The organism is Agrococcus casei LMG 22410, assembly GCF_900163565.1.
Taxonomy (GTDB): domain Bacteria; phylum Actinomycetota; class Actinomycetes; order Actinomycetales; family Microbacteriaceae; genus Agrococcus; species Agrococcus casei.
Map to the genome: position 1 here is coordinate 1 of NZ_FUHU01000003.1, position 20,785 is coordinate 20,785.

Consider the following 20,785-nt stretch of genomic DNA (forward strand, 5'->3'; position numbering starts at 1 on the left):
ACGTGTGGAACAACAAGATCGTCGGCTACTCGATCGATTCCAGGATGAAGGCCCGCTTGGCAGTGAACGCGCTGGAGATGGCAGTCGGCCACCGCGGTAACCCGGAAGGCGTCGTGGTGCACTCGGACCGCGGATCCCAGTTCCGAGCTCGAAAATTTCGTAAGGCGTTGAAGCGACATAATCTGGTCGGATCGATGGGTCGTGTCGGTGCCTGCGGCGATAACGCCGCGATGGAATCGTTCTTCAGCTTGCTGCAGAAGAACGTCCTCGACCGACACCCGTGGCCCAGCCGTCTCGAACTACGCCTCGCGATCGTGCAATGGATCGAGGGGATCTACCACCGCAAGCGCCGGCAACGACGACTCGGGAAACTGACCCCGGTCGAATTCGAGACCATAATGATGGAAGCCGTCACACTGGCGGCATAAACCCCCCGACTCAACCAAACCCTCAGCAGACCCGGGCGACCGCGAAGTTCGACAGCCTGCACCGGGTCACGATCAAGGGCCTGCGTCACACCCACGCAACCCTGCTGCTCGAACTCGGAGAGCACCCTAAGGTCGTCCAGGAGCGGTTGGGGCACTCAACGATCACGACGACGATGAACATCTACTCCCACGTCACCCCGACCATGCAGAGGTCAGCAGTAGACCGCTTCGCCGCCCACCTCGGCCTCTGAGGCACAGCACCCACCGGATAGCGCAGTCCGTGCAGAACGTGCTACTTGCCGTTGGCAGCAACCTCACCCAGAAAGGCTCCCAACATGCGCGAGCTCATCGGTGGTCTTGCGTCTCAACAGGCTGACGCGCAAGGATCAAGGCTCGACGACCGTGATGGTTCCGATCATTGGGGGGTGGGGTGTGCAATGGTATCCGTACTCGCCGGCTTCGGTGAAGGTGTAGCGGAACTCGCCTTCGGTCATGAGTTCGCTGGCGAAGAGCTCGTCGTCGGAGACTACGTCGTGTGGCATGCCGTTGGATTCCATGTCCCAGACGACGGTGTCGCCGACCTCGATCTCGATTTCGGCGGGAGTCCATTTGAGCCCGTCGATGGTGACGGTGTGCTCGGTGCCGCTGCTTCCGCAGCCTGCGAGTCCGAGTGCTAGTACGGCAGCCAGCGCGGACGTGACGAGGGTCGCGGCGGCTCGGCGGGGCGCTTGATGGCTGCGGGACATGATGCTCCTTCGATGTTGATGCGGGGTACTGGTTGGATGTGGACGGGGTGGTGTGCGAGTCGGGTTCAGGTTCACCGGATGTATCGGATCGGCGCGGTCATACCCGCGGCGAAGTGGTAGGCGTTGTGGCAGTGGATCATCCAGCGGCCGGGGTTGTCGGCGTCGAAGTCGAGGGTCGCTGTTTCGCCCGGAAGCACGGCGATCGTGTCGCGGCGGAGGCCTGCGTGGGTGCGGGAGGCGAAGGTGTGCCCGTGGAGGTGCATGGGGTGCCACATCGAGGTGGTGTTGGTGAGCTGCATGCGGATTCGTTCGCCGAGGCGTGGCTGCAGCCGGGCGGCGTCCTCTCCCGCGATACCCCACACATATCCGCCGGTGCCTTCGATGAGTTCCAGCCTCCACAGCTGGTCGGGTTCTCGCTCGGGCAGCGCGGCGTGCTCGGCCGGACGGAGGTCCGCGTCAACTGCGAGGCGCCGGTCGAGCTCTGGGATCTCTGTGGCGCGGGCGCCGGTTGGTGTGGCTCCGGCCGCGTCAGCGGTGCCGATCACTGCCAGCGTGGATCCTTCGCGTCCTTCCACCCTCGCCACGAACGGCCAGACGCCCGATGAGAGGTCGACGGTGAGGTCGAGGCGTTGTGCGGGCGCGATCAGCGCGGCATCTGTCTCGAAGGGTTGCGTGTCGAACCCGTCTGCGGCGATGACCGTGAGACGGTGACCGGCGAGGGCGATGCGGTACGGGGTCTCGGCGGCGGCGTTGATCACACGTAGCCGCACTCGGGAACCCGAAGGGACCTCCAGGCGTGCGGGATCCTCGCGGGTGCGACCGTTGATCAGGTGCAGCGGGTAGGCGATGTGCTGGGTCGGCCCGCCGAGCACGTCGGAATGGCCCATGCCCTGGCCGACGAGCTCCTGTGCTGTGGGCGTGATCTCGCCAGAGACGTCGATGCCGTGGGATCCATGCGATCCGTGTCCGCCACCGGTGGGGCCGAGGGCGGCGAGCACCTGCTCGGGTGTCGCCGCGATTCCGTCGAGCCAGTCGTCGAGGACGAGCACCAGATCGGTGTCCGCACCACTAGTGTCGTCGGGGTCTTCGATGACGAGCGCCCCGAACAGGCCCCGGTCGGCCTGGAGGCCGCTGTGGGAGTGGTACCAGTAGGTTCCGTGGTCGGGGAGCGTGAAGTCGTAGGTGAACCCGCTCCCGGGCAGGATCGGGTCTTGTGTGTCGGGCGGGGAGCCGTCCATGTCGTTGCGGATGCGAAGCCCGTGCCAGTGCACGGAGGTGTCCTCGGTGAGCCTGTTGTCGACGTCGACGACGAGGCGGTCGCCTCGACTGGCTCTGAGGGTCGGACCGAGTGCGGCGAGGGCTGCGTCCTCACGAAATCCCCAGGTGCCGAGTAATTGGCCCTCGGCGAGTGAGATGAAGTCTGCCTCGGCGGTGAGCCGGTGTCGGACGGTCGCTCCGCTTCGAGGGCGCGTCGCCTCCCGCTGCGCGACTTCCGGGTCTGTCGCGAGGATGTAGGAGGGTCCGGAGGGGGCGCAGGAGCTCAACGACCATACGCCGAGCACACCCAGCGCGCTGCCGCCCGCGGCGGCGAGGAAGCTGCGCCGTGAGAGCCCCCTGCTCATCTGAGCGACTTCTTTGCTCGGGGGGTCGTACGGAGCGTGCGGAGGGGAATGACGGTCGGGACGCCGGTCTCGGCATCGAGGCCGACCTTGGCTTCGACTTCGAATACGTCACAGATCAGGTCCGGCGTGACCACCTCCGCGGGGGGACCGGCGGCGACGACGGCCCCCTCGTGCATGACGATGAGGTGGGAGGCGAAGCGTGCCGCTTGCGTCAGGTCATGGACCACCGCGACGACAGTTCGATTCCGCTCCTCGACGAGCGCGCGGCAGAGTTCGAGCACGTCGAGCTGGTGGGCCAAGTCGAGGAAGGTCGTGGGCTCGTCCAGCAGCAGCAGCGGCGTCTTTTGAGCGAGCACCATCGCGATCCATACCCGCTGGCGCTGCCCACCGGAGAGCTGGTCCACCGGCAGCGCAGAGAACTCAGCCACCCCGGTGATCGCCATCGCGTCCGCGACAGCGTGATCATCCTCTTCTGACCATCGTCGCAGCAGACTCTGGTGCGGATAGCGTCCGCGCGCGACGAGTTCCGCGACTCGGATCCCGTCCGGTGCCGACGACTGCTGTGCGAGCAGACCCAGCCGTTTGGCCAGCTCCTTCGTCTTCATGGACCGGATGTCTGCGCCATCCAGCAGCACGGTGCCCGTGGTCGGGGTAAGGAGTCGCGCGAGCGTGCGCAGGGCGGTGGACTTACCGCATCCGTTCGGGCCGACGATCATGGTCACCGAGTTCTCGGGGATCTCGAGGGTGATGCCGGTGCTGACGGGTGGGCCGCCGTAGCCGACGGTGGCGTTCTGGATCTGGATCATGAACGTCGGGCCTCTCTGAGGATGAGGGCGAGCAGGTAGGCCCCGCCGAGAACGGCGGTGACGACCCCGACCGGCACGGAGACGGGCAGGAGGTGGGACGCGGCGACGTCGGCAGCGCTGAGCAGGAGTGCGCCTGTGGCGGCGGATCCTGCGAGGGTGGCCCCGCCGTTGCCGGTGAGGAGGCGGGCCAGTTGCGGGGCGACGAGTGCGATGAAGGCGATGGGCCCGGTGACGCTGGTGATGATGGCGGTCAACAGCACACCGACCGCGAGCAGCGCGAGCCGTGCCCGCTCGATGGGCACGCCGGTGGATGCTGCTGCGCTGTCGCCCAGCTCCAGCTGCCGCATGGAAGGTCCGAGCCCGGCGGCCAGGAGGATGAGGACCAGAACGCACAATGCCGCCGGCCAGACCTCGGCCCAGGTGACATCGACGAGGCTTCCCTGGCCCCAGATGCTCACGGTGGTCGCGAAGCGCGTACTCATCCGCAGCAGCAGGATGGAGTTCACGGCGGTGAGTGCCGAGGACAAGGCGATGCCGACGACGACGAAGCGGATTCCCGAGAGCCCGCGACGGTAGGAGAGCAAGTAGACGATCAGCGCGGAGCCCACCCCGCCAGCGAGAGCGAGCACGGTGACCGCGACGCCACCGCCGAACACGAGCGAGGCGATGAGCGCACCGGTGTAGGCGCCCACGCCCAGGCCGATGACATCGGGGCTGCCGAGCGGGTTGCGGGTGATCGACTGGAAGATCGCCCCCGAGACGCCGAGCCCTGCGCCGAAGACGAGCCCGGCGACCGCGCGAGGCAGTCGCCATTCGAGTACCACCTGGTTGCTGAAGCCGTGGTCGCCGCCGCCGAGGATCGAGAAGACCTCGCCGAGCGGCACGGGAAACTTCCCCAGCGAGACGGCCAGGAAGAACGTCACCATGCCACCCAGCAACGCGACAATCACCAGCGTCGCAGTGCGGGTGTTCACGATGCTCGATGTCCGACGCGTTCGCAGCAGAATCCGGTGGGACCCGAAGTCCACAGTCTGCCGTTCGGTCACCGCTGTTCCTCCTTCGCGCGGCCGGCAGATCCGCGCACCAGCATGGCCAGCACCGGAGCCCCAATGATCGCCGTCAGCAATCCCGCAGGCGCCTCGCCCGGGGGGATCACGACCCGACCGATCATGTCGGCGACGAGCAGCAACAGGCCCCCGGCCAGCGCACTGTAGGCGAGTGCCCAGCTCAGCCTCGGGCCGACCAGGGCGCGGGCGAGGTGGGGCACCATGAGCCCGATGAAGACGATCGGCCCGCCCAAGGCCGTGGCACCCCCGGCGAGCAGCATCACCGCGATAGCCGCGCCGAGTCGGGTGCGTCCGACGGCGACGCCGAGCCCCCGAGCCGTGTCGGCGCCGAGTGCGAGTTGCGCGAGCGGCCGCGTGACCGTCATAGCCACCACGAGCCCGACTCCGATCACGATCGCACCCTGGCCGATGACCTCGAGGTCGCGTCCGGCGACGTCCCCCGACATCCAACCGCGCAAGGCGTTGAACCGGGCGGAGTCGAGCACCGCAAGCGCCGTCGACACACCGGTGAGCACCGCGGTGACGGCGACGCCAGCGAGGACGATTGTGAAGGGTGAGCCGCGTCCGACGGTGAGCGAGACCGCGTAGACGAAGAGGGAAACGAGCAGTGCACCGGCGAGCGCGAAGCCGATGTACGCGTTGAAGCTCGTCAGTCCGATCGCGCCGACGGCGATCATGACCGCAAGCCCTGCCCCGGCGTTGACCCCGAGCAGGCCGGGGTCGGCGAGCGGGTTACCGATGAGGGCTTGCATGATCGCTCCGGCGAAGCCGAGCGCTGCTCCGACGAGCAGGGCGTTGATCGTCCGCGGCAGCCGCATCTCGCGGACGATCGTCACGCTCTCGGCGTCCCCACCTCCGAGCAGGGCATCCACGACATCCTGCGGTGCGACGTGACCTGCTCCGACGAACAGGCTCGCCGCCGCCGTGGCGCCCATGAGGAGGATGCCGAGGACGAGCACAGCCACGCGCCCGGTGACGCGGTCACCCCGCATCGATCCTCCAGTTCAACGTGCCGCTGCGCTCCGCCCAGAAACCTGCGTAGCTCGGACTCGCGTCGAGGAGTTCGTCGTGACTGCCGGCGGCTTCGATCCGACCCTGGCCGTCGAGTACGACGATCTGGTCGGCCTGACGGATCGTCTGCAGTCGGTGCGCGATCACCACTCGGGTCTTGTGGCCGGAGAGGTCTGCAAGGCCTTGCTGGATGAGCGCTTCGCTCTCGATGTCCAGCGCTGCCGTTGCCTCGTCGAGCAGGACGATCGGGGCGTCCTTGAGGAGCGCACGGGCGATCGACACCCGCTGACGTTCCCCGCCCGAGAGCGTGCCGCCGCTCTCGCCTACCGGGGTGTCGAACCCTTGCGGCAGTCGCTCGGCGATCTCGATGACCCCGGCGCGGCGGGCGGCATCCTCCACCTCCGTGTCGCTGGCGTCGGGACGGCCCAGCCTGATGTTCTCTCGCAGCGTGTCCTCAAACAGGTACACGTCCTGGAACACCACCGACAACTGTGCGAGGGTGACCGCGGTGCCGAGCGCTCGCACATCGGCGCCGCCGATCTTCACCGCGCCGGATTGGACGTCGAAGAAGCGCGCGATAAGCCTGGCGATGGTGGTTTTGCCGGAGCCCGAGGGGCCGACGATCGCCGTCATGGTTCCTGCGGGCACGTGGAAGGAGGCCCCGCGGATCACCGGTGAATCCGCACTGTATCCGAAGGTGACGTCATCGAACTCGATGCGCGCGTCGACGGGGCGGGCCGGGGCGTCGGGCTCGGGGAGCACCGGCGCGGTCATCAGCCGGTCGATCTGATCCAGGGTGCGGTTGGACATGTCCAGGCCCTCCCCGAACGGGAGACCGTGCACGGCGAACCAGGTGCCGAGGATCTGCATGGCGAGGAGGGCGACGAACGTCGGGGCATCGAGTTCGCCTGTCCCGACCTGCCAGACGTCAAGCACGACGACGATGAGCAGTACCGCGTACGCCACCACGTTGTACAGTGCCATGCTCCGGTTGCTCTGCGCGAGCACACGCTCGGCCGCTGCTCGTTGTTCGCGCAACGCTGCCCGAACACTGCGTTCGGCCAAGGAGTCCGGGCCTGCGGCGCGCACGGCAGGCTGCGCGGCGGCGAACTCCAGCACGCGCGCGGTGCCTTCCTCGTTCATCTGGTCTGAGCGCAGCCGGAATCGTTGCTCTCGTGCGCGTACAGCACGCCAGACGAGGACCACGGCGATACCGCCGAGCAGCATGGTGGCGCCGATCACTGGGTGGATGAACACCACCGCCGTCGCAACGACGAGCGGGCCTACGGTCGCCTGCCAGACCGGACGCAGGAACGAGTTCGGTGCATTGGCAGCGAAGGTGACCCCCCGTGAGGTCAAAGCGCTGATCGTGCCGATCCGCTCGCTGTCGAACCAGCCGATCGGCAGGCGCATGATCCGCTCTCCGATCACTTCGTGCATGCGGAGGATGAGCACTGCGCCGGTCCGCTCTCCATACATGCCGCTGACGATCTCGATGGTCATCGCCGCCAACCCGACCGCCGCGATGGCGATGACGGAGGGCAGCGCTTGGGCAGGATCATCTGAGAACAGCGCGCGGATCAGGGGGATCAGTAGCACCAGGGCCGTGGAGACCAGCATGATCGCGACGGCGGAGAGGACTAGGTAGGTTGTCAGTCTGCGTCGAGCGTCCGCGTCGGCGATGGCGTAGAGGCGCCGGATCATCGCTTCGTCTCCTCTGATGGGCTGGTGGTGGTGTCGGCGAGCGGGGTGTCTCGCGCTCGTTGATAAGTCCGCCACATCCGGGCGTAGAGGTCGTTGCGGTTGAGCAGCTCCGCGTGGGTGCCCCGTTCGCGCACGGTTCCGCGGTCGAGTACGGCGATCTGATGCGCTGAGGCGACGGTGTGCAGCCGGTGTGCAATGACCAGCAGCGTGCGCCCGCGGGTGAGCTCGGCCAGGGCGCGCTGGATGGCGGCCTCGGAGTCCGGATCGGCGAACGCAGTCGCCTCATCGAGGACCAGAATCGGGGCATCCATCAGAATCGCCCGAGCGATCGAAAGCCGTTGCTGCTCGCCGCCCGAGAGTCGCGCGTCCTCGCCGACGGCCGTGTCGTAACCCTGCGGCAACCGCTCGATGCGCTCGTGGATCTGCGCGGCACGCGCCGCCGCGACGACCTGCGCGTCGGTGGCGTCGGGGCGAGCCAGTCGGATGTTGTCTCGTACCGTCATTCGCATCAGATAGGGCTGCTGGAAGACGAACGCGATGTGCCGGTAGAGCTCCAGGGCGGTCAGCTCCGTCGTGTCGACGCCGCCCAGTCGCACCTGCCCGGTGTCGGGGTCGAGGAGACGGGGCACGATGGAGGCGAGTGTGGACTTGCCCGATCCGGAGGGGCCGACCAGCGCGGTCACCGTGCCGGGTGTGAGTGCGAGGCTCACGTCCTGGAGTGCTCGTGGACCGTCTTCGTAGGCGAAGGTGACGCTGTCGATGTCCACTGCCTCTCCGGATGCTCGGCGTCCAGGGTCGCCCTGTGTCGCGGCGGGAAGCTCGAAGAACTCGACGATGCTGCCGGCTGCGCCGTTCGCCTCGCGGAGGAACTGGGTCATCTGCATCATCAGGTAGAGCGGGCCTGCGATGTTCGCGGTGAGCAGTATCGAGGGCAGCAGCAGTACCGGATCCGCTCCTGCCAGGACGATGAGCAGCGCCGTGCCGCTCGAGGACACGACGACCGCGAAGCCGGGCGAGGTGAATACCGTCATCAGGGCCGACCCCCGGGTGGTCGACTCCATCCACTCGGTGTAGAAGCGGTGATGGCTGCGTGCGCTGTCCCAGAAGCGGCGATGACCCTTTGCTGATGCCTCGAAAACCTTGATCGGTGCGATGCCGCGGACGAACTCGACGACCGCAGCGCTGAGGTCTGCCAGCGCTGTGTTGTACTGCGCGAATCGGGTGGTGACGTCCTTGAGCATCAGGGGCAGACTCGCTGCGGCCAGCACCAGCGGCACGAGCGCGATCAGCCCGATCCTCCAGTCGATCAGAAACAGCACCACCAGGCTGGCCAGGGGGCGAACCAGACCGTTGGCGGAGTCAGGCACAAGGTGCGCCACGAGCTGGTGAACTTTCACTACGTCGTCCTGGATGACCTTCTTTACCCGCCCGGAACCGGTGCGGGCGAACCAGTCCAGCCGCAGCCGGAGCGCCTGATCCACCTGACGCTGACGCAGCGACTCAGCCAACCGAGCATCGGCGACGTGGCTGATGCCGTACCCGGCGAGAGTGAGCGCCTGGGCGAGCACGACGCCGAAGATCAACGCACCGACGATGACGTACGCCTGGGTGGCATTCGTCTCGGCACCGCCGAGGCCGGGCACGAGGATACGAACGAGTTCCATCGCGAACAGCACCGGGAGCACACCTGCGATCGCTCCGAGCGCAGACAGAAGCCCTGCCAGCTTCACGCGCCCGCGTACGGGGGCAGCCAGCTGCCAGAACGTGACCGATCGCTCCGACACGGGCGCGTGAGCCGACACCTCAGCCGCCGATCGCCGTGAGGTAGTCGTTCCAGCGCTCCGCGCCGTCATCGACGGTACCCGGAGCATCATCGCCAGCGGCGATCGTCGCGAGATCACGCAGCACCCAATAGGTGTAGAACGCGGCGCCGCCCGACCACAGGTCCCCGTCGACGACGAGAGACCGGTCGTTCGTCACCGCGGCGAGCGAGGGGTAGAGCGGCATCTCGGTGATGCCTTCGAGGTTGTACTGCGCGGCGACGGCGATGGCAAGCACATCGGCATCCTGTGCAGGCAGTTGCTCGGGAGAGAAGACCGTCCACCCGCCAAATGCGCTGCCTTCCGCGGGGACCTCGTCCTGCAACGGCGGACGGGTGAAGCCTGCCGCAGCGATCGTTCCATGAAGCGAGTTGGCCGCATCCATGTACAACGGCATGTTGTCCTGCGCCCACGACATGAGCACCGAGATCGAGGTCTCGCCAGCGGGCTGGGCCGCAGCTGTCTCCTCCGCGAGAGCGTCCAGAGCGTCGCTGACGCGGGCCGCCTCCGCGGGCCTGTCGAAGTACTCGCCGTACGCCTCGATGATCTGGCTTCCGTCAGCCTCGGCGTACAGCGCGCCAATGAGCGGCGCGATGCTCGCGTACGCCGGCCCGGATTCGGCGAACCCTTCGGCCGCGGTGCCAACGATCAGATCGGGCTCGAACGCGGCTACCTCTTCCAACTCCGGGTAGAACGATGACGTCGTGGCCATCTCGATACCGGCCGATTCGAGGATCGCCTTTGGGACCGTGGTACGCCACGAGTCAAACACGACGTCGGGGGTGATACCGATGCTCAACATGTTCAGCGCAGCCGGCTCGTCGAGCGCCACAATCATCTCCGGGTCCACCGGAACGGTGGACTCGCCGACTTCACTGGCGATCGTTCGCGTCTCGAGATCTGCTGGCGCGTCGCCGGGGTCGCCGGAACAGGCGGACAGCAGAAGAGCAGCGCTCGCCGTGAGTGCAAGGACAGGAAGCGCGCGCCGGCGCACAGATGTAGACACAGGGATCCTTTCGATACGGGACGAACGCCTGAGTAGGCCAGCAGCCCAACCACTAGAACAACGTTCGAGTATTGAGTATACGGTAAGGCATGCCTAACCTGCATCACACGTTCGATGTGATCGCCGAAATAACCACGCGGGCGCCCCTGAGGGCAACCACCTCAAGCACTGAGAGTGAGGGGCGCACGTGCCGATTTACGGAAGTCGCGCAGCAAGTCCGGTGAGCAAGGTCTCCACGAGCAGGTGGTAATAGGCGTCATTGACGGCTTCGCCGGCCCGAGTCGGGTCCTCAGCGAGTGGTCCGAGGACCTCCCGAATCATGCGGCTGATGCCGCTGCTCTCAACGTTCATCGCGGAGAAATCGCGGAGCATACTGGCATGGTCGCGGGGGCCGTCATCTCCTGACTCAAGACGGTCATCGCTCATCGTGATGGTGAGCATTGCGGTGTTCACGAGGAGCGCGTAGACGAGGGCCGGCTGCGGGAACCCTGCTCGCTCGAGAGTCGAAATCCCCGCATCGAAGAAGCCTCGGATGCTGGGGAAAGTCGGCCCATGCATGATGAGCCACTTCGCGACGCCGGGGTACGGGTCGATCGCGGGCCGCCCGTCATACAGGAACGCCCGGAACCACGCTTGCCAATCCAAGGCGGGATCCGGAGGGGTCATGCCCTGGAGCACACGTTCAACGACCCCCCGGATAATTAGGTCGCGGCCACCTACGTGATGGTAGATGACCGAAGGAGCGACATCGAGCGCGTCAGCAAGGTCGCGCACAGTCCATGAGCTCAGGCCGCCACCCCGAGACAGTTCCATCGCAACCTCGACGACTCGCTCGGGAGTCAGGCCGATCCGGCGGTCTGTTCCCTTACTAGTCTCGCTGCTTCCGCTCACCCCTCCACTCTAGCCATGGCTTTGCCTTGCTCTGGGCACTGTCCGGGCTGCCGTGGGGCGACCTGGTCGATGTTCCCGGGCTGTAGTGCGGCTCGTGGCAACTAGACAAATCAGAACTGCCCTCTACTCGCCGCGTGGGCAGTATCTCTTCTTCCCCGAGCCTGCATCCCAAACCTGGAGGAGGGAAGCATGCTCAAGGCTCACCGCCGAGGCTGTGCCCGAGCCAGCGCCGTCGAACACATCGACCGTCGTATCCTCGAAGCCTGAAGCACAGGGCCATACTTTGCAGTCCAGACGGCGGGATCCTCGCGCACTCCTTGCAATAACGCCACGGACTCAGCGCGAGGCATACCTCTATGTTCCCAGGTCCTGCTGACACCGTGGTACGTACGAACGCTGGCACCCAGATGCCCCATAGAGAACACTTAGCACTTTTTCTAGCACTTCCAACGAAAACAACCCCTGACCTTGGGAACTAAATCCCAGGTCAGAGGCCATTTCATTCGCGTGCGCGAGGGGGGACTTGAACCCCCACGCCCTTGCGGGCACTGACACCTGAAGCCAGCGCGTCTGCCATTCCGCCACTCGCGCGAGTGCTGCCGACAACGCGGCAACCAAGTCAGAATATCAGATTCCTAGTGGGTTCGGTTACCCTTGGGAACGAATGTGAACTGTGCACATACGGGAGGAGGCGTGCCATGGGGCTGCTCGACAGATTCGAACGCGGGCTGGAGCGCGTCGTCAACGGCGCTTTCGCAAAGACCTTCCGGTCGGGTGTCGAACCGGTTGAGATCGCCGCAGCACTGCGCCGCGAACTCGACACGAATGCGCGCGTTGTGTCACGTGAGCGCATCCTGGTTCCGAACCTGCTGACTGTGCAGCTTTCGCAAGACGACTCAGAAGAGCTGCTGTCACTGGGCGACACCCTCACCGACGAGCTCAAGCAGTCGCTGCAGAAGCATGCGGCATCGAACGGCTACAGCTTCGCCGCACCGCTGATCATCGAGATCGACACCGACGAGAAGCTCACCAAGGGCATGCTCGAGGTCACCTCGCGCTCGGCCAAGGGCGAGGTCGCCTGGCAGGCCGTCATCGACATCAAGGGCACGCGTCACAGGCTGCGCAAGGGCGCAACCATCGTGGGGCGCGGCTCCGACTCCGACATCACGATCGACGACGCCGGCGCCAGCCGCAAGCACGTCGAGATCATCTGGGACGGCGACCGAGCCCAGGTCTCTGACCTCGGCTCGACCAACGGCACCAAGCTCAACGGCAAGAAGCTCAAGAAGGCGCTGCTCGAACCCGACTCCATCATCGACATCGGTGCAACCAGACTTGTCTATCGCGTCCAGGCGCAGACGAAGGGAAATGCGTGAGCGAACTCACCCTGCTGGTGCTCCGACTGGGGCTCCTGGCGCTCCTGTGGATCTTCGTGTTCCTCGTGATCTACTCGGTGCGCAGCGACCTCTTCGGCCCGCGCATCCCCCGCAGCGTGCGTGCGGCCGCCGAAGCGCAGCGCAACAGCGACCCGGCACCGCAGACAGCGCCTGCACCCGCACCTGCCCCCACTCCAGGCTCCGGCCTCCCGAAGCCCGAGCCTTCAGCCGCGGTCTCGCAGGTCGTCATCACCGCTGGCCCCAAGGCGGGCACGACGATCGACCTGCCAGAGACCGGGCTCGTCATCGGCCGCTCCTCGAGCGCCGGCCTGCAGGTCAGCGACGACTACACAAGCAACCGCCACGCGAAGGTCTCGAAGGTCGACGGCGTCTGGACCCTCGAAGACCTCGGCTCGACCAACGGCACCTTCCTCTCAGGCAAGCGCGTCTCGACGCCCGTGCCCGTTCCTCCGAACACCACTGTCCGCATCGGCACGACCCAGTTTGAGCTGAGACCGCAGCCGTGACAGAGTTCGCCGCCGCCTCTTCGCATGTTGGAAAGATCCGATCCGAGAACCAGGATTCGGGCTATGCCGGCACGCACCTCTTCGCTGTCGCAGACGGCATGGGAGGACACGCAGGAGGCGACGTCGCGAGCGCGATCGTCGCACAGCGGATTCGCGGGTGCGACGGCGAGTACTCTTCGGCGGCAGAGGCGGGCGAGGCATTGGCCGCAGGTCTGCAGGCGGGCAACGATGCCCTGCAGGACGCCATGCGCGAGCACCCCGAGCTCGCCGGCATGGGCACGACCTTCTCGGGCATCATCCAGGTCAAGGATCAGCTGGCGGTCGCGCACATCGGCGACTCGCGCATCTACCGCTACCGCGTCGGCGCCCTGACTCAGATCACCACAGACCACACGTTCGTGCAGCGTCTCGTCGACGCCGGACGGATCACGCGCGAAGAGGCTGAGCATCACCCTCGGCGCAACGTGGTCATGCGCGTCCTCGGAAACATCGAGACGCATCCCGAGATCGACGTGTTCGTCGAAGACGCCTACCCCGACGACCGCTGGCTCATCTGCTCCGACGGCCTCTCGTCGTACGTGCCCGAAGACCGCATCTCGCACATCCTCGAACTCGGTCTCGACACCTCTGCCACGGTGCGCCGGCTCGTCAACGAGGCGCTCTCGTACGGCGCCCCCGACAACGTCACCGTCGTGCTCGTCGACATCGTCGAAGACCGCCCGACCAGCATCGAGCCGATCCTCATCGGCAGCGCAGAGAACGAGATCTCGTTCGAGGCCGTCGAGCCCGAGCGCACGCAGATCACGCTGCGCCAGCTGCTCATGCACCCGCGCCAGCTGCGCACGCAGCCGTACTGGGAGTACTTCGAGCCCGAGAGCGACGAGGTGCTGCAAGAGATCCTGGCCGAGCTGCGCCGCCAGCGCACTCGCAGGCGAGTCACCTGGACGGTCGGCGCCGTGCTCACGGTCGTCGCGGTCGCGATCGCCTCGATCGGCTTCTACAACTGGACCCAGACCCGCTACTACATCGCCGAGAACGAGGCGGGCTACGTGGCCGTCTACCAGGGCATCCAGCAGGACATCGGGCCGATCTCGCTCTCGACCGAGGTCGAGACGACCGAGATCGTCGTCGACGAGCTGCCGTGGACATCGCGCAACGCGGTGCGAAACACCCTGAACGCCGACGACTTGAACCACGCTGAGCAGATCATCGACAGGCTGGAGGGCTCGCAATGACGAATGCCCTGCAGACAGGCGTCATCAGGCTGCAAGAGGCGACGCAGAGCATCCGAGTGCGGATGCGCAACCCGCAGAAGGTGCGGGGTGTGGAGGCGTGGCTGCTGGTGGTCGCTTGGGCCATTGCCGGCGGCGCCATCATGATGACGCAGCTGGGGGCGCTGGGCGCGATCGACGCGACCGTGCTCTACCTCGCCGGCGGGCTCGGCCTGCTGACGCTCGCGGTGCACATCGTGCTGCGGTTCGTGGCGCGCGAGGCCGACCCGTTCCTGCTGCCGATCGTCACCGTGCTCAACGGCCTCGGCATCGCCCAGATCTACAGCATCGACATCGCGAACGGGCACGAGGGCTGGGCAGCCGACTCGATCCGTCAGGTCGCCTGGACCGCGCTCGCAATCGTCGCGGCGATCATCGTGCTGGTCGTGATCCGCAACCACCGCGTGCTCACTCGCTACCGCTACCTCTCGATGTTCGCGGCGATCGGCCTGATCCTGCTGCCGATGGTGCCCGGAGTCGGCTCGACCATCAACGGCGCAAACGTCTGGATCAGCATCGGCACGTTCAGCTTCCAGCCGGGCGAGATCGCCAAGATCTTCCTCGCGATCTTCTTCGCCGGCTACCTCATGACCGCCCGCGAGTCGCTCTCGGTCGCTGGCAAGCGCATCCTGGGGCTCCGTCTTCCGCGCATGCGCGACCTCGGCCCGATCCTCATCGTCTGGCTGCTCTGCATGGCAGTGCTGGTCGTGCAGGGTGACCTCGGCACCGGCCTGCTCTACTTCGGCCTCTTCACCGTGATGATCTACGTGGCCACCGGCCGACGCGAGTGGATCATCATCGGCATGGTGCTCGTCGTGCTCGCGGTCGGCGTCATGTTCACCCTCGCCCAGACGCACCTCAGTGAGGCTGCTGGTCTCGGACTCGGCCGCGCATCCGACCGCATCGACATCTGGCTGAACCCCTTCGACCAGGAGCTCTTCGAGCAGGAGTACGGAGGCTCGGGTCAGATCGTTCGCGGACTGTTCGGCATGGCGCACGGCGGCATGTTCGGAACCGGCCTCGGCCTCGGGCGACCCGCCATCACGCCGCAGGCAGCAGACGACTTCATCTTCGCGTCACTCGGTGAGGAGCTCGGCCTGGTCGGCGTCTTCGCCATCCTGGCGCTGTTCTTCATCCTCGTCACGCGCGGCCTGCGCATCGGCTTCCGCGGCCCCGACGACTTCTCGAAGCTGCTCGCTGTCGGCCTCGCGTTCGTGATCGCGATCCAGGTCTTCATCGTGGTCGGCGGTGTGACCCGCGTGATCCCCATGACCGGCCTGACGCTGCCGTTCATGGCATCCGGAGGCTCGTCCCTGCTGTCGAACTGGATCATCATCGCCCTGCTGCTGCGCCTCTCAGACAGCATTCGCAAGACTCAGGAGGTTGACGCATGAACAGAGAGCTGACCCGAGTCAGCGCGCTCGTCCTTGTGATGTTCCTCGCGCTGTTCACATCGTCGTCGATCATCCAGTCGGTGCAGGCCGAGTCGCTGAACGCCGACCAGCGAAACTCGCGCACGATCATCGACTCGTTCGTGGTCGAGCGCGGCGCGATCCTGGTCGACGGCCAGCCCATCGCGCAGAGCGTGCCGAGCAACGACCTCTACAACTGGCAGCGCGAGTACACGAACGGCGGCCTCTACGCCGCTGTCACCGGCTACAACACCCTCGACCAGGGCAACACCGGCATCGAGGGCGCGATGAACGCCGAGCTCACCGGCACGTCAGACAGCCAGTTCCTGAGCGAGATCGAGCGTCTGCTCACCGGCCGCGACCCCCAGGGCGCCGCCGTGTCGACGACCATCAACGCCGCAGCACAGCAGGCAGCTGCAGAGGGCATCGGCGACTTCACGGGCGCGGCTGTCGCGCTTGACCCCGAGACGGGCGAGATCCTCGCGATGTACTCTTCGCCGACCTTCGACCCGAACCAGATGGCGGTGCACGACTCGCAGCTCGTGATCGACTACTACAACCAGCTCGAGGCCGACCCCGCGGCCCCGCTGCAGAACCGTGCGATCGGCGGCGACCTCTACTACCCGGGCTCGGTCTTCAAGATGATCGTGGCATCCGCCGCGCTGAAGACCGGCGACTACACGCTCGAGAGCGAGTTCGACAACCCGGCCGAGCTGAAGCTGCCGCAGTCGTCATCGGTCGTCAAGAACTCGACCGAGGGCCAGTGCGGTCCCGTCACCGACGACAAGGTCGACCTCGAGACGTCGATCGTCTACTCGTGCAACATCCCGTTCGCCCAGCTCGCGGCGGAGCTCGGTGAAGACACGATCGCCGCCGAGGCACAGGCGTACGGCTTCGGCCAGCCCCTCGAGATCCCGATGGGCGTCACGCCCAGCTCGTACCCCTCAGACATGAGCGAGGCAAACCTCATGCTCACCGGCTTCGGCCAGTATGACGTTCGGGTCACGCCGATGCAGATGGCGATGATGAGCGCATCGATCGCCAACGACGGCACGCTGATGAAGCCGAATCTGATCGACGAGATCGTCACCGACAACCTCACGGTCGTGTCTGACCCGCAGCCCGAGGTCTTCGCGAACCCGTCGACACCGGGCATCGCGTCGACGCTTCGCGAGTCGATGGAGGCCGGAGTCGACCACGGCTACGCCGACCTGGCGCAGATCGAGGGAGCGACAGTCGGCGGCAAGACCGGCACCGCAGAGAACGGCACCGACAACGAGCCGTACAACCTGTGGTTCACGGGATACGCCGAGCAGGACGGCAAAAAGGTCGCGGTGGCGGTCGTCGTCGTGCCAGAAGAGAACATTTCCGGGCAAGGTTCCAACGAAATCGCCTCGCCTATAGCAAAATCAATCATGGAGGCGGTGCTGAACTCATGAGACCTTCGAGCGGACAGACCTTTGGCGGTCGCTACGAACTCACCAGCCGTATCGCAATTGGCGGTATGGGCGAAGTCTGGCGCGCAGAAGACAAGGTGATCGGTCGCACAGTCGCGATCAAGATCCTGAAAGACGAGTACCTGGGCGACCCGGGCTTCCTCGAGCGATTCCGCGCCGAGGCCCGTCACGCCGCGCTCGTCAACCACGAGGGCATCGCCAACGTGTTCGACTACGGCGAGGAAGACGGCAGCGCCTACCTTGTCATGGAGCTCGTGCCCGGCGAGCCGCTCTCGACGATCCTCGACCGCGAGCGCACCCTCTCGGCCGACCGCGTGCTCGACATCACCGCTCAGACTGCGGCTGCGCTCCACGCAGCGCACCAGGCTGGCCTCGTGCACCGCGACATCAAGCCCGGAAACCTGCTGATCACGCCCGAGGGCCGCGTCAAGATCACCGACTTCGGCATCGCCCGCATCGCCGACCAGGTGCCGCTGACGGCAACTGGCCAGGTCATGGGCACGGTGCAGTACCTGTCGCCCGAGCAGGCTTCGGGCCAGCCGGCGGCTCCCGCGACCGACATCTACTCGCTCGGCATCGTCGCGTACGAGTGCCTTGCCGGTCGTCGTCCGTTCACGGGCGAGTCGCAGGTGGCCATCGCGATGGCGCACATCAACGACGCGCCTCCCGAGCTCGCGGGCACTGTTCCCGAGCCCGTGCGCAACCTCGTCATGAGCTGCATCGCGAAGAAGCCGGCCGACCGCCCCACGAGCGCGGCGCATCTCTCGCGTGCCGCCACGATGCTGCGTCGCGGCGACATCGCCGGTGCAGCTGCAGTCGTGCCCGGCATCGCCTCGACCGACTCGTTCGCCACGATCGACTCCCCCACGCAGGCGGCGACGCGCGTCATCCAGACGCAGTCTTCGCCGACCACAGCCGCGCTTCCCATGCAGGGAGCAGGGGGCGGGATGGTCGCTGCAGTCGACGAAGAAGACGAGAAGCAGAAGCGCCCCTGGATCTGGCCAGTCGCCATCCTCTCCGTGCTGCTGGTCGCAGCGCTGGTCGCGCTCGGCATCACCGTCTGGGGAACCCTGGGCGGAGACGTCGAAGAGTCGCCGTCGCCGTCGCCGACCGAGAGCTCGTCGCCGAGCCCCGAGTCGATCACGATCAACCCCGATCAGTTCATCGGCATGGGCGCAGAAGAGTTCAGAACCGCCATCGGCAACCTCGACCTCTCGGCTTCGGTCGCCACGGGGCAGCCTGCTCCCAGCGCAAGCCAGGAGGGCCAGGTCTACCAGGTCGATCCCACCGGTGAGGTGGCCCCGGGGTCGACGATCACCGGAACCGTCTACGGCCCGGTGGCCACGGCATCCGACCCGACGACCGCACCCTCGCTGGTCGGCGAAGCCAGCGGCATCGAGCCCGGCGACACCGTTCAGGTGCAGTGGCCCGGGCAGTCGTGCCCTGCCGGCTACGACAACCCGACGTACACGGTGCTCGTCAGCGGCCCCGGCGGCCAGGAGCAGGTCATCGACGCCGGAACCGAGTCGCAGATCTCGTTCACGGCGCAGGAGGGCGACCAGAGCGTCTCGTTCATGTACACCTGCAACGGCGACGGCCGCGACACCATCACGACGGGCTACTCGCCGACGCTGACGGTGAGCGCGACACCGCCCGAGGAGACCGACGAGCCGAGCACTCCTCCCACGCCGACCGACGACGAGCCAACTGATCCTGCACAGCCGTAAAGCGAACGAAAGGGTTCACAGCATAGAATGTGAGGTCGAGGTCATGAAGGAGGCAGCGTGAGCGAATCAATCGTCGGTTCTCTGACGACGCTTGCGGGGCGATACGAGATCGGAGAGATCATCGGTCGCGGCGGCATGGCTGAGGTGTACCTCGGCCGCGATACGCGCCTCGACCGCAAAGTCGCCATCAAGCTGCTGCGCCCTGACCTCTCGGTTGACCCCAAGTTCCGCGCGCGTTTCAAGCAGGAGGCCCAGTCAGCGGCCCGCATGTCGCACCCGACCGTCGTGCGCGTGTTCGACGCTGGCGAAGAGCCCACGCAGATCGACGGGCACGACCGCACGGTGCCCTACATCGTCATGGAGTACGTCGACGGCCGCATGCTGCGCGACATCATCGACGAGGGTCCGCTTCCGGCATCTGAGGCCGTGCGCATCGTCAAGGGCGTGCTGACCGCGCTCGAGTACTCGCACCGAGCCGGGGTCGTGCACCGCGACATCAAGCCCAGCAACATCATGCTGACCCCCGGCGGTCAGATCAAGGTCATGGACTTCGGCATCGCCCGAGCGATCTCCGAGAGCGGATCCACGATCGCCGAGACCGGCACGATCCTCGGCACCGCCCAGTACTTCTCGCCCGAGCAGGCGAAAGGCGAGCTCGTCGATGCGCGCACCGACCTGTACTCGACCGGCATCATCCTGTTCGAGCTGCTCACCGCTCGCCCGCCGTTCCGCGCCGACACCCCTGTCGCCGTCGCGTACCAGCACGTGAGCGAGCAGCCGCCCACCCCATCCGAGATCGTCCCCGGCATCTCGCCCGCCATGGAGTCTGTGGTCGCGAAGTCGTTGCTGAAGCGGCGCGACCTTCGCTTCCAGAACGCATCCGAGTTCAGTGCTGCCCTCGACGGCGCACTCGCGGGCTCGACTGTCGACGTGGTCGACGAGAGCGACGAAGAGGCATTCCTCGCCGAGCACGAGCAGGGCGCTCTCACCGCTGTGCTGGCTGCCGTCGAGGTCGACGAGCCAGAAGCTGAGGCTGCCGAAGAAGAAGAGACCGTCGCATCACGCAAGCCGAAGCCGGCCTGGCTGTGGGGCGGCGGCATCGCTGTCGGGCTGCTCGTCGCAATTCTCGTGGTCTGGGTCGTCAGCCTCGGCAACGGCACCAGCTTCGCGGGCCTGTCGACATCAGTGCCAGACGTGGTCGGCATGCAAGAAGAAGAGGCGCTCGCAACGCTAGAAGAAGCTGGGCTGACGTTCGAGATCACGCAAGTGCACGACGACTCCGACCCCGGCACAGTGCTCGCACAGTCTCCTGATGCCGGCACCGGGATTGCGCCCGATTCTCCCGTCAAGCTGCGAGTCTCAGAGGGGCCGCCTCCGTCACCGCTGCCGAACATGGCGGGCCTGACGATCGAGCAGGCCACGAATGTGCTCAGCCAGAATCGTCTCGAACTCGGTGAGACGAAAGAAGAGAACAGCGCAACGGCTCCCGCCGGCGTCATTATCTCGTCGACGCCTGCATACGGCACAACAGTTCCGGTCGGCACAACAGTCGACTTCGTCATCTCGACGGGCAAGGTCACGGTTCCCGACGTCGTGGGCATGTACTACGGCGATGCAGTCGAGTTGCTGCGGGGCAGCGAAGTCGGATTCACGGTGCAGCAGAACGCACAGCTCTCGTGCTGGGGCGGCAATGTCACCGGGCAGTCGATCGACGCCGGTGACAGCGACCAGGATCAGACCATCACCATCACCTACTGCGGCGGCTCGAAACCCCCGCCCCCTGACGATGATGATGACGACGATGACGACGACAAGCCATCACCGAGCGAGTCCGGCGACTCGAACGGCAATGGCAACGGCAACAGCAACCGCCCTTAGGCAGCTCAGTACGAGCGTCTGATGAGCCGGTGCGGG

At 66.2% G+C, this 20,785-nt stretch carries 18 protein-coding genes and 1 tRNA gene; 9 read left to right on the forward strand and 10 right to left on the reverse strand.

All coding sequences use genetic code 11. The features are described from left to right. A partial coding sequence (locus CZ674_RS00020) for a DDE-type integrase/transposase/recombinase (protein ID WP_143244567.1) occupies nucleotides 1-428 on the forward strand: 428 nt, incomplete at its 5' end. After that, the gene (locus CZ674_RS14545) at nucleotides 320-679 is read left to right on the forward strand and encodes a tyrosine-type recombinase/integrase (protein ID WP_086990225.1); all 360 of its coding nucleotides are present in this window, start codon (nucleotides 320-322) and stop codon (nucleotides 677-679) included. The genes CZ674_RS00020 and CZ674_RS14545, both read left to right, overlap by 109 nt. A 135-nt stretch (nucleotides 680-814) precedes the next feature. Here CZ674_RS14545 and CZ674_RS00030 read toward each other — a convergent pair whose 3' ends face one another. From CZ674_RS00030 to CZ674_RS00075, 10 genes are all read right to left on the reverse strand, one after another. Continuing rightward, complete coding sequence (locus CZ674_RS00030) at nucleotides 815-1,174, reverse strand: plastocyanin/azurin family copper-binding protein (protein ID WP_051216436.1); 360 nt, start codon at nucleotides 1,172-1,174, stop codon at nucleotides 815-817. Between the two features lie 71 nt (nucleotides 1,175-1,245). Further along, a complete protein-coding gene (locus CZ674_RS00035) occupies nucleotides 1,246-2,796 on the reverse strand; it encodes a multicopper oxidase family protein (RefSeq protein WP_029152889.1) in 1,551 nt (516 codons plus the stop codon). Continuing rightward, nucleotides 2,793-3,602 carry an ABC transporter ATP-binding protein gene (locus CZ674_RS00040; RefSeq protein WP_036322084.1) on the reverse strand — a complete coding sequence of 270 codons (810 nt, stop codon included), beginning with the start codon at nucleotides 3,600-3,602 and terminating at the stop codon, nucleotides 2,793-2,795. The genes CZ674_RS00035 and CZ674_RS00040 overlap by 4 nt, the downstream gene beginning before the upstream one ends. Beyond that, nucleotides 3,599-4,576, reverse strand: coding sequence for a FecCD family ABC transporter permease (locus tag CZ674_RS00045; RefSeq protein ID WP_234988346.1), 978 nt, complete (start codon nucleotides 4,574-4,576; stop codon nucleotides 3,599-3,601). Before CZ674_RS00045 ends, CZ674_RS00040 begins: the two co-directional genes overlap by 4 nt. Before the next feature lie 68 nt (nucleotides 4,577-4,644). Next, on the reverse strand, nucleotides 4,645-5,661 hold the full coding sequence (locus tag CZ674_RS00050; RefSeq protein ID WP_051216434.1) for a FecCD family ABC transporter permease: 1,017 nt from the start codon (nucleotides 5,659-5,661) through the stop codon (nucleotides 4,645-4,647). Next, on the reverse strand, nucleotides 5,651-7,384 hold the full coding sequence (locus tag CZ674_RS00055; RefSeq protein ID WP_029152887.1) for an ABC transporter ATP-binding protein: 1,734 nt from the start codon (nucleotides 7,382-7,384) through the stop codon (nucleotides 5,651-5,653). Before CZ674_RS00055 ends, CZ674_RS00050 begins: the two co-directional genes overlap by 11 nt. Next, nucleotides 7,381-9,168 carry an ABC transporter ATP-binding protein gene (locus tag CZ674_RS00060; protein ID WP_159456839.1) on the reverse strand — a complete coding sequence of 596 codons (1,788 nt, stop codon included), beginning with the start codon at nucleotides 9,166-9,168 and terminating at the stop codon, nucleotides 7,381-7,383. Before CZ674_RS00060 ends, CZ674_RS00055 begins: the two co-directional genes overlap by 4 nt. Before the next feature lie 19 nt (nucleotides 9,169-9,187). Further along, nucleotides 9,188-10,198 (reverse strand): TroA family protein, encoded by a 1,011-nt coding sequence (locus tag CZ674_RS00065; protein WP_029152886.1) that lies wholly within the window; start codon nucleotides 10,196-10,198, stop codon nucleotides 9,188-9,190. Between the two features lie 207 nt (nucleotides 10,199-10,405). Further along, nucleotides 10,406-11,101, reverse strand: a complete 696-nt coding sequence (locus CZ674_RS00070) for a TetR/AcrR family transcriptional regulator (protein WP_086989815.1) — start codon at nucleotides 11,099-11,101, stop codon at nucleotides 10,406-10,408. A gap of 508 nt (nucleotides 11,102-11,609) precedes the next feature. Then, nucleotides 11,610-11,692: transfer RNA gene (locus CZ674_RS00075), tRNA-Leu, on the reverse strand. A gap of 107 nt (nucleotides 11,693-11,799) precedes the next feature. Between CZ674_RS00075 and CZ674_RS00080 the strand changes: the two genes are divergently transcribed. The 7 genes from CZ674_RS00080 to pknB all read left to right on the forward strand — a co-directional run bounded on the left by CZ674_RS00080 (nucleotide 11,800) and on the right by pknB (nucleotide 20,749). Beyond that, entirely contained in the window at nucleotides 11,800-12,477 is a 678-nt protein-coding gene (locus CZ674_RS00080) for an FhaA domain-containing protein (RefSeq protein WP_086989818.1), read from the forward strand. Then, the gene (locus CZ674_RS00085; protein ID WP_086989820.1) at nucleotides 12,474-13,004 is read left to right on the forward strand and encodes an FHA domain-containing protein FhaB/FipA; all 531 of its coding nucleotides are present in this window, start codon (nucleotides 12,474-12,476) and stop codon (nucleotides 13,002-13,004) included. Before CZ674_RS00080 ends, CZ674_RS00085 begins: the two co-directional genes overlap by 4 nt. Beyond that, the gene (locus tag CZ674_RS00090; protein WP_086989823.1) at nucleotides 13,001-14,239 is read left to right on the forward strand and encodes a PP2C family protein-serine/threonine phosphatase; all 1,239 of its coding nucleotides are present in this window, start codon (nucleotides 13,001-13,003) and stop codon (nucleotides 14,237-14,239) included. The genes CZ674_RS00085 and CZ674_RS00090 overlap by 4 nt, the downstream gene beginning before the upstream one ends. A gap of 62 nt (nucleotides 14,240-14,301) precedes the next feature. Further along, complete coding sequence (locus tag CZ674_RS00095; RefSeq protein WP_407640209.1) at nucleotides 14,302-15,669, forward strand: FtsW/RodA/SpoVE family cell cycle protein; 1,368 nt, start codon at nucleotides 14,302-14,304, stop codon at nucleotides 15,667-15,669. After that, entirely contained in the window at nucleotides 15,666-17,126 is a 1,461-nt protein-coding gene (locus tag CZ674_RS00100; protein WP_086989829.1) for a penicillin-binding transpeptidase domain-containing protein, read from the forward strand. Before CZ674_RS00095 ends, CZ674_RS00100 begins: the two co-directional genes overlap by 4 nt. Then, nucleotides 17,123-18,871: a protein kinase domain-containing protein gene (locus tag CZ674_RS00105; protein WP_086989832.1), complete on the forward strand. Its 1,749-nt coding sequence runs from the start codon at nucleotides 17,123-17,125 to the stop codon at nucleotides 18,869-18,871. Before CZ674_RS00100 ends, CZ674_RS00105 begins: the two co-directional genes overlap by 4 nt. Nucleotides 18,872-18,928: 57 nt before the next feature. Further along, nucleotides 18,929-20,749 carry a Stk1 family PASTA domain-containing Ser/Thr kinase gene (gene pknB / locus CZ674_RS00110; protein ID WP_143244568.1) on the forward strand — a complete coding sequence of 607 codons (1,821 nt, stop codon included), beginning with the start codon at nucleotides 18,929-18,931 and terminating at the stop codon, nucleotides 20,747-20,749. The last annotated feature ends 36 nt before the right edge of the window (nucleotides 20,750-20,785 follow it).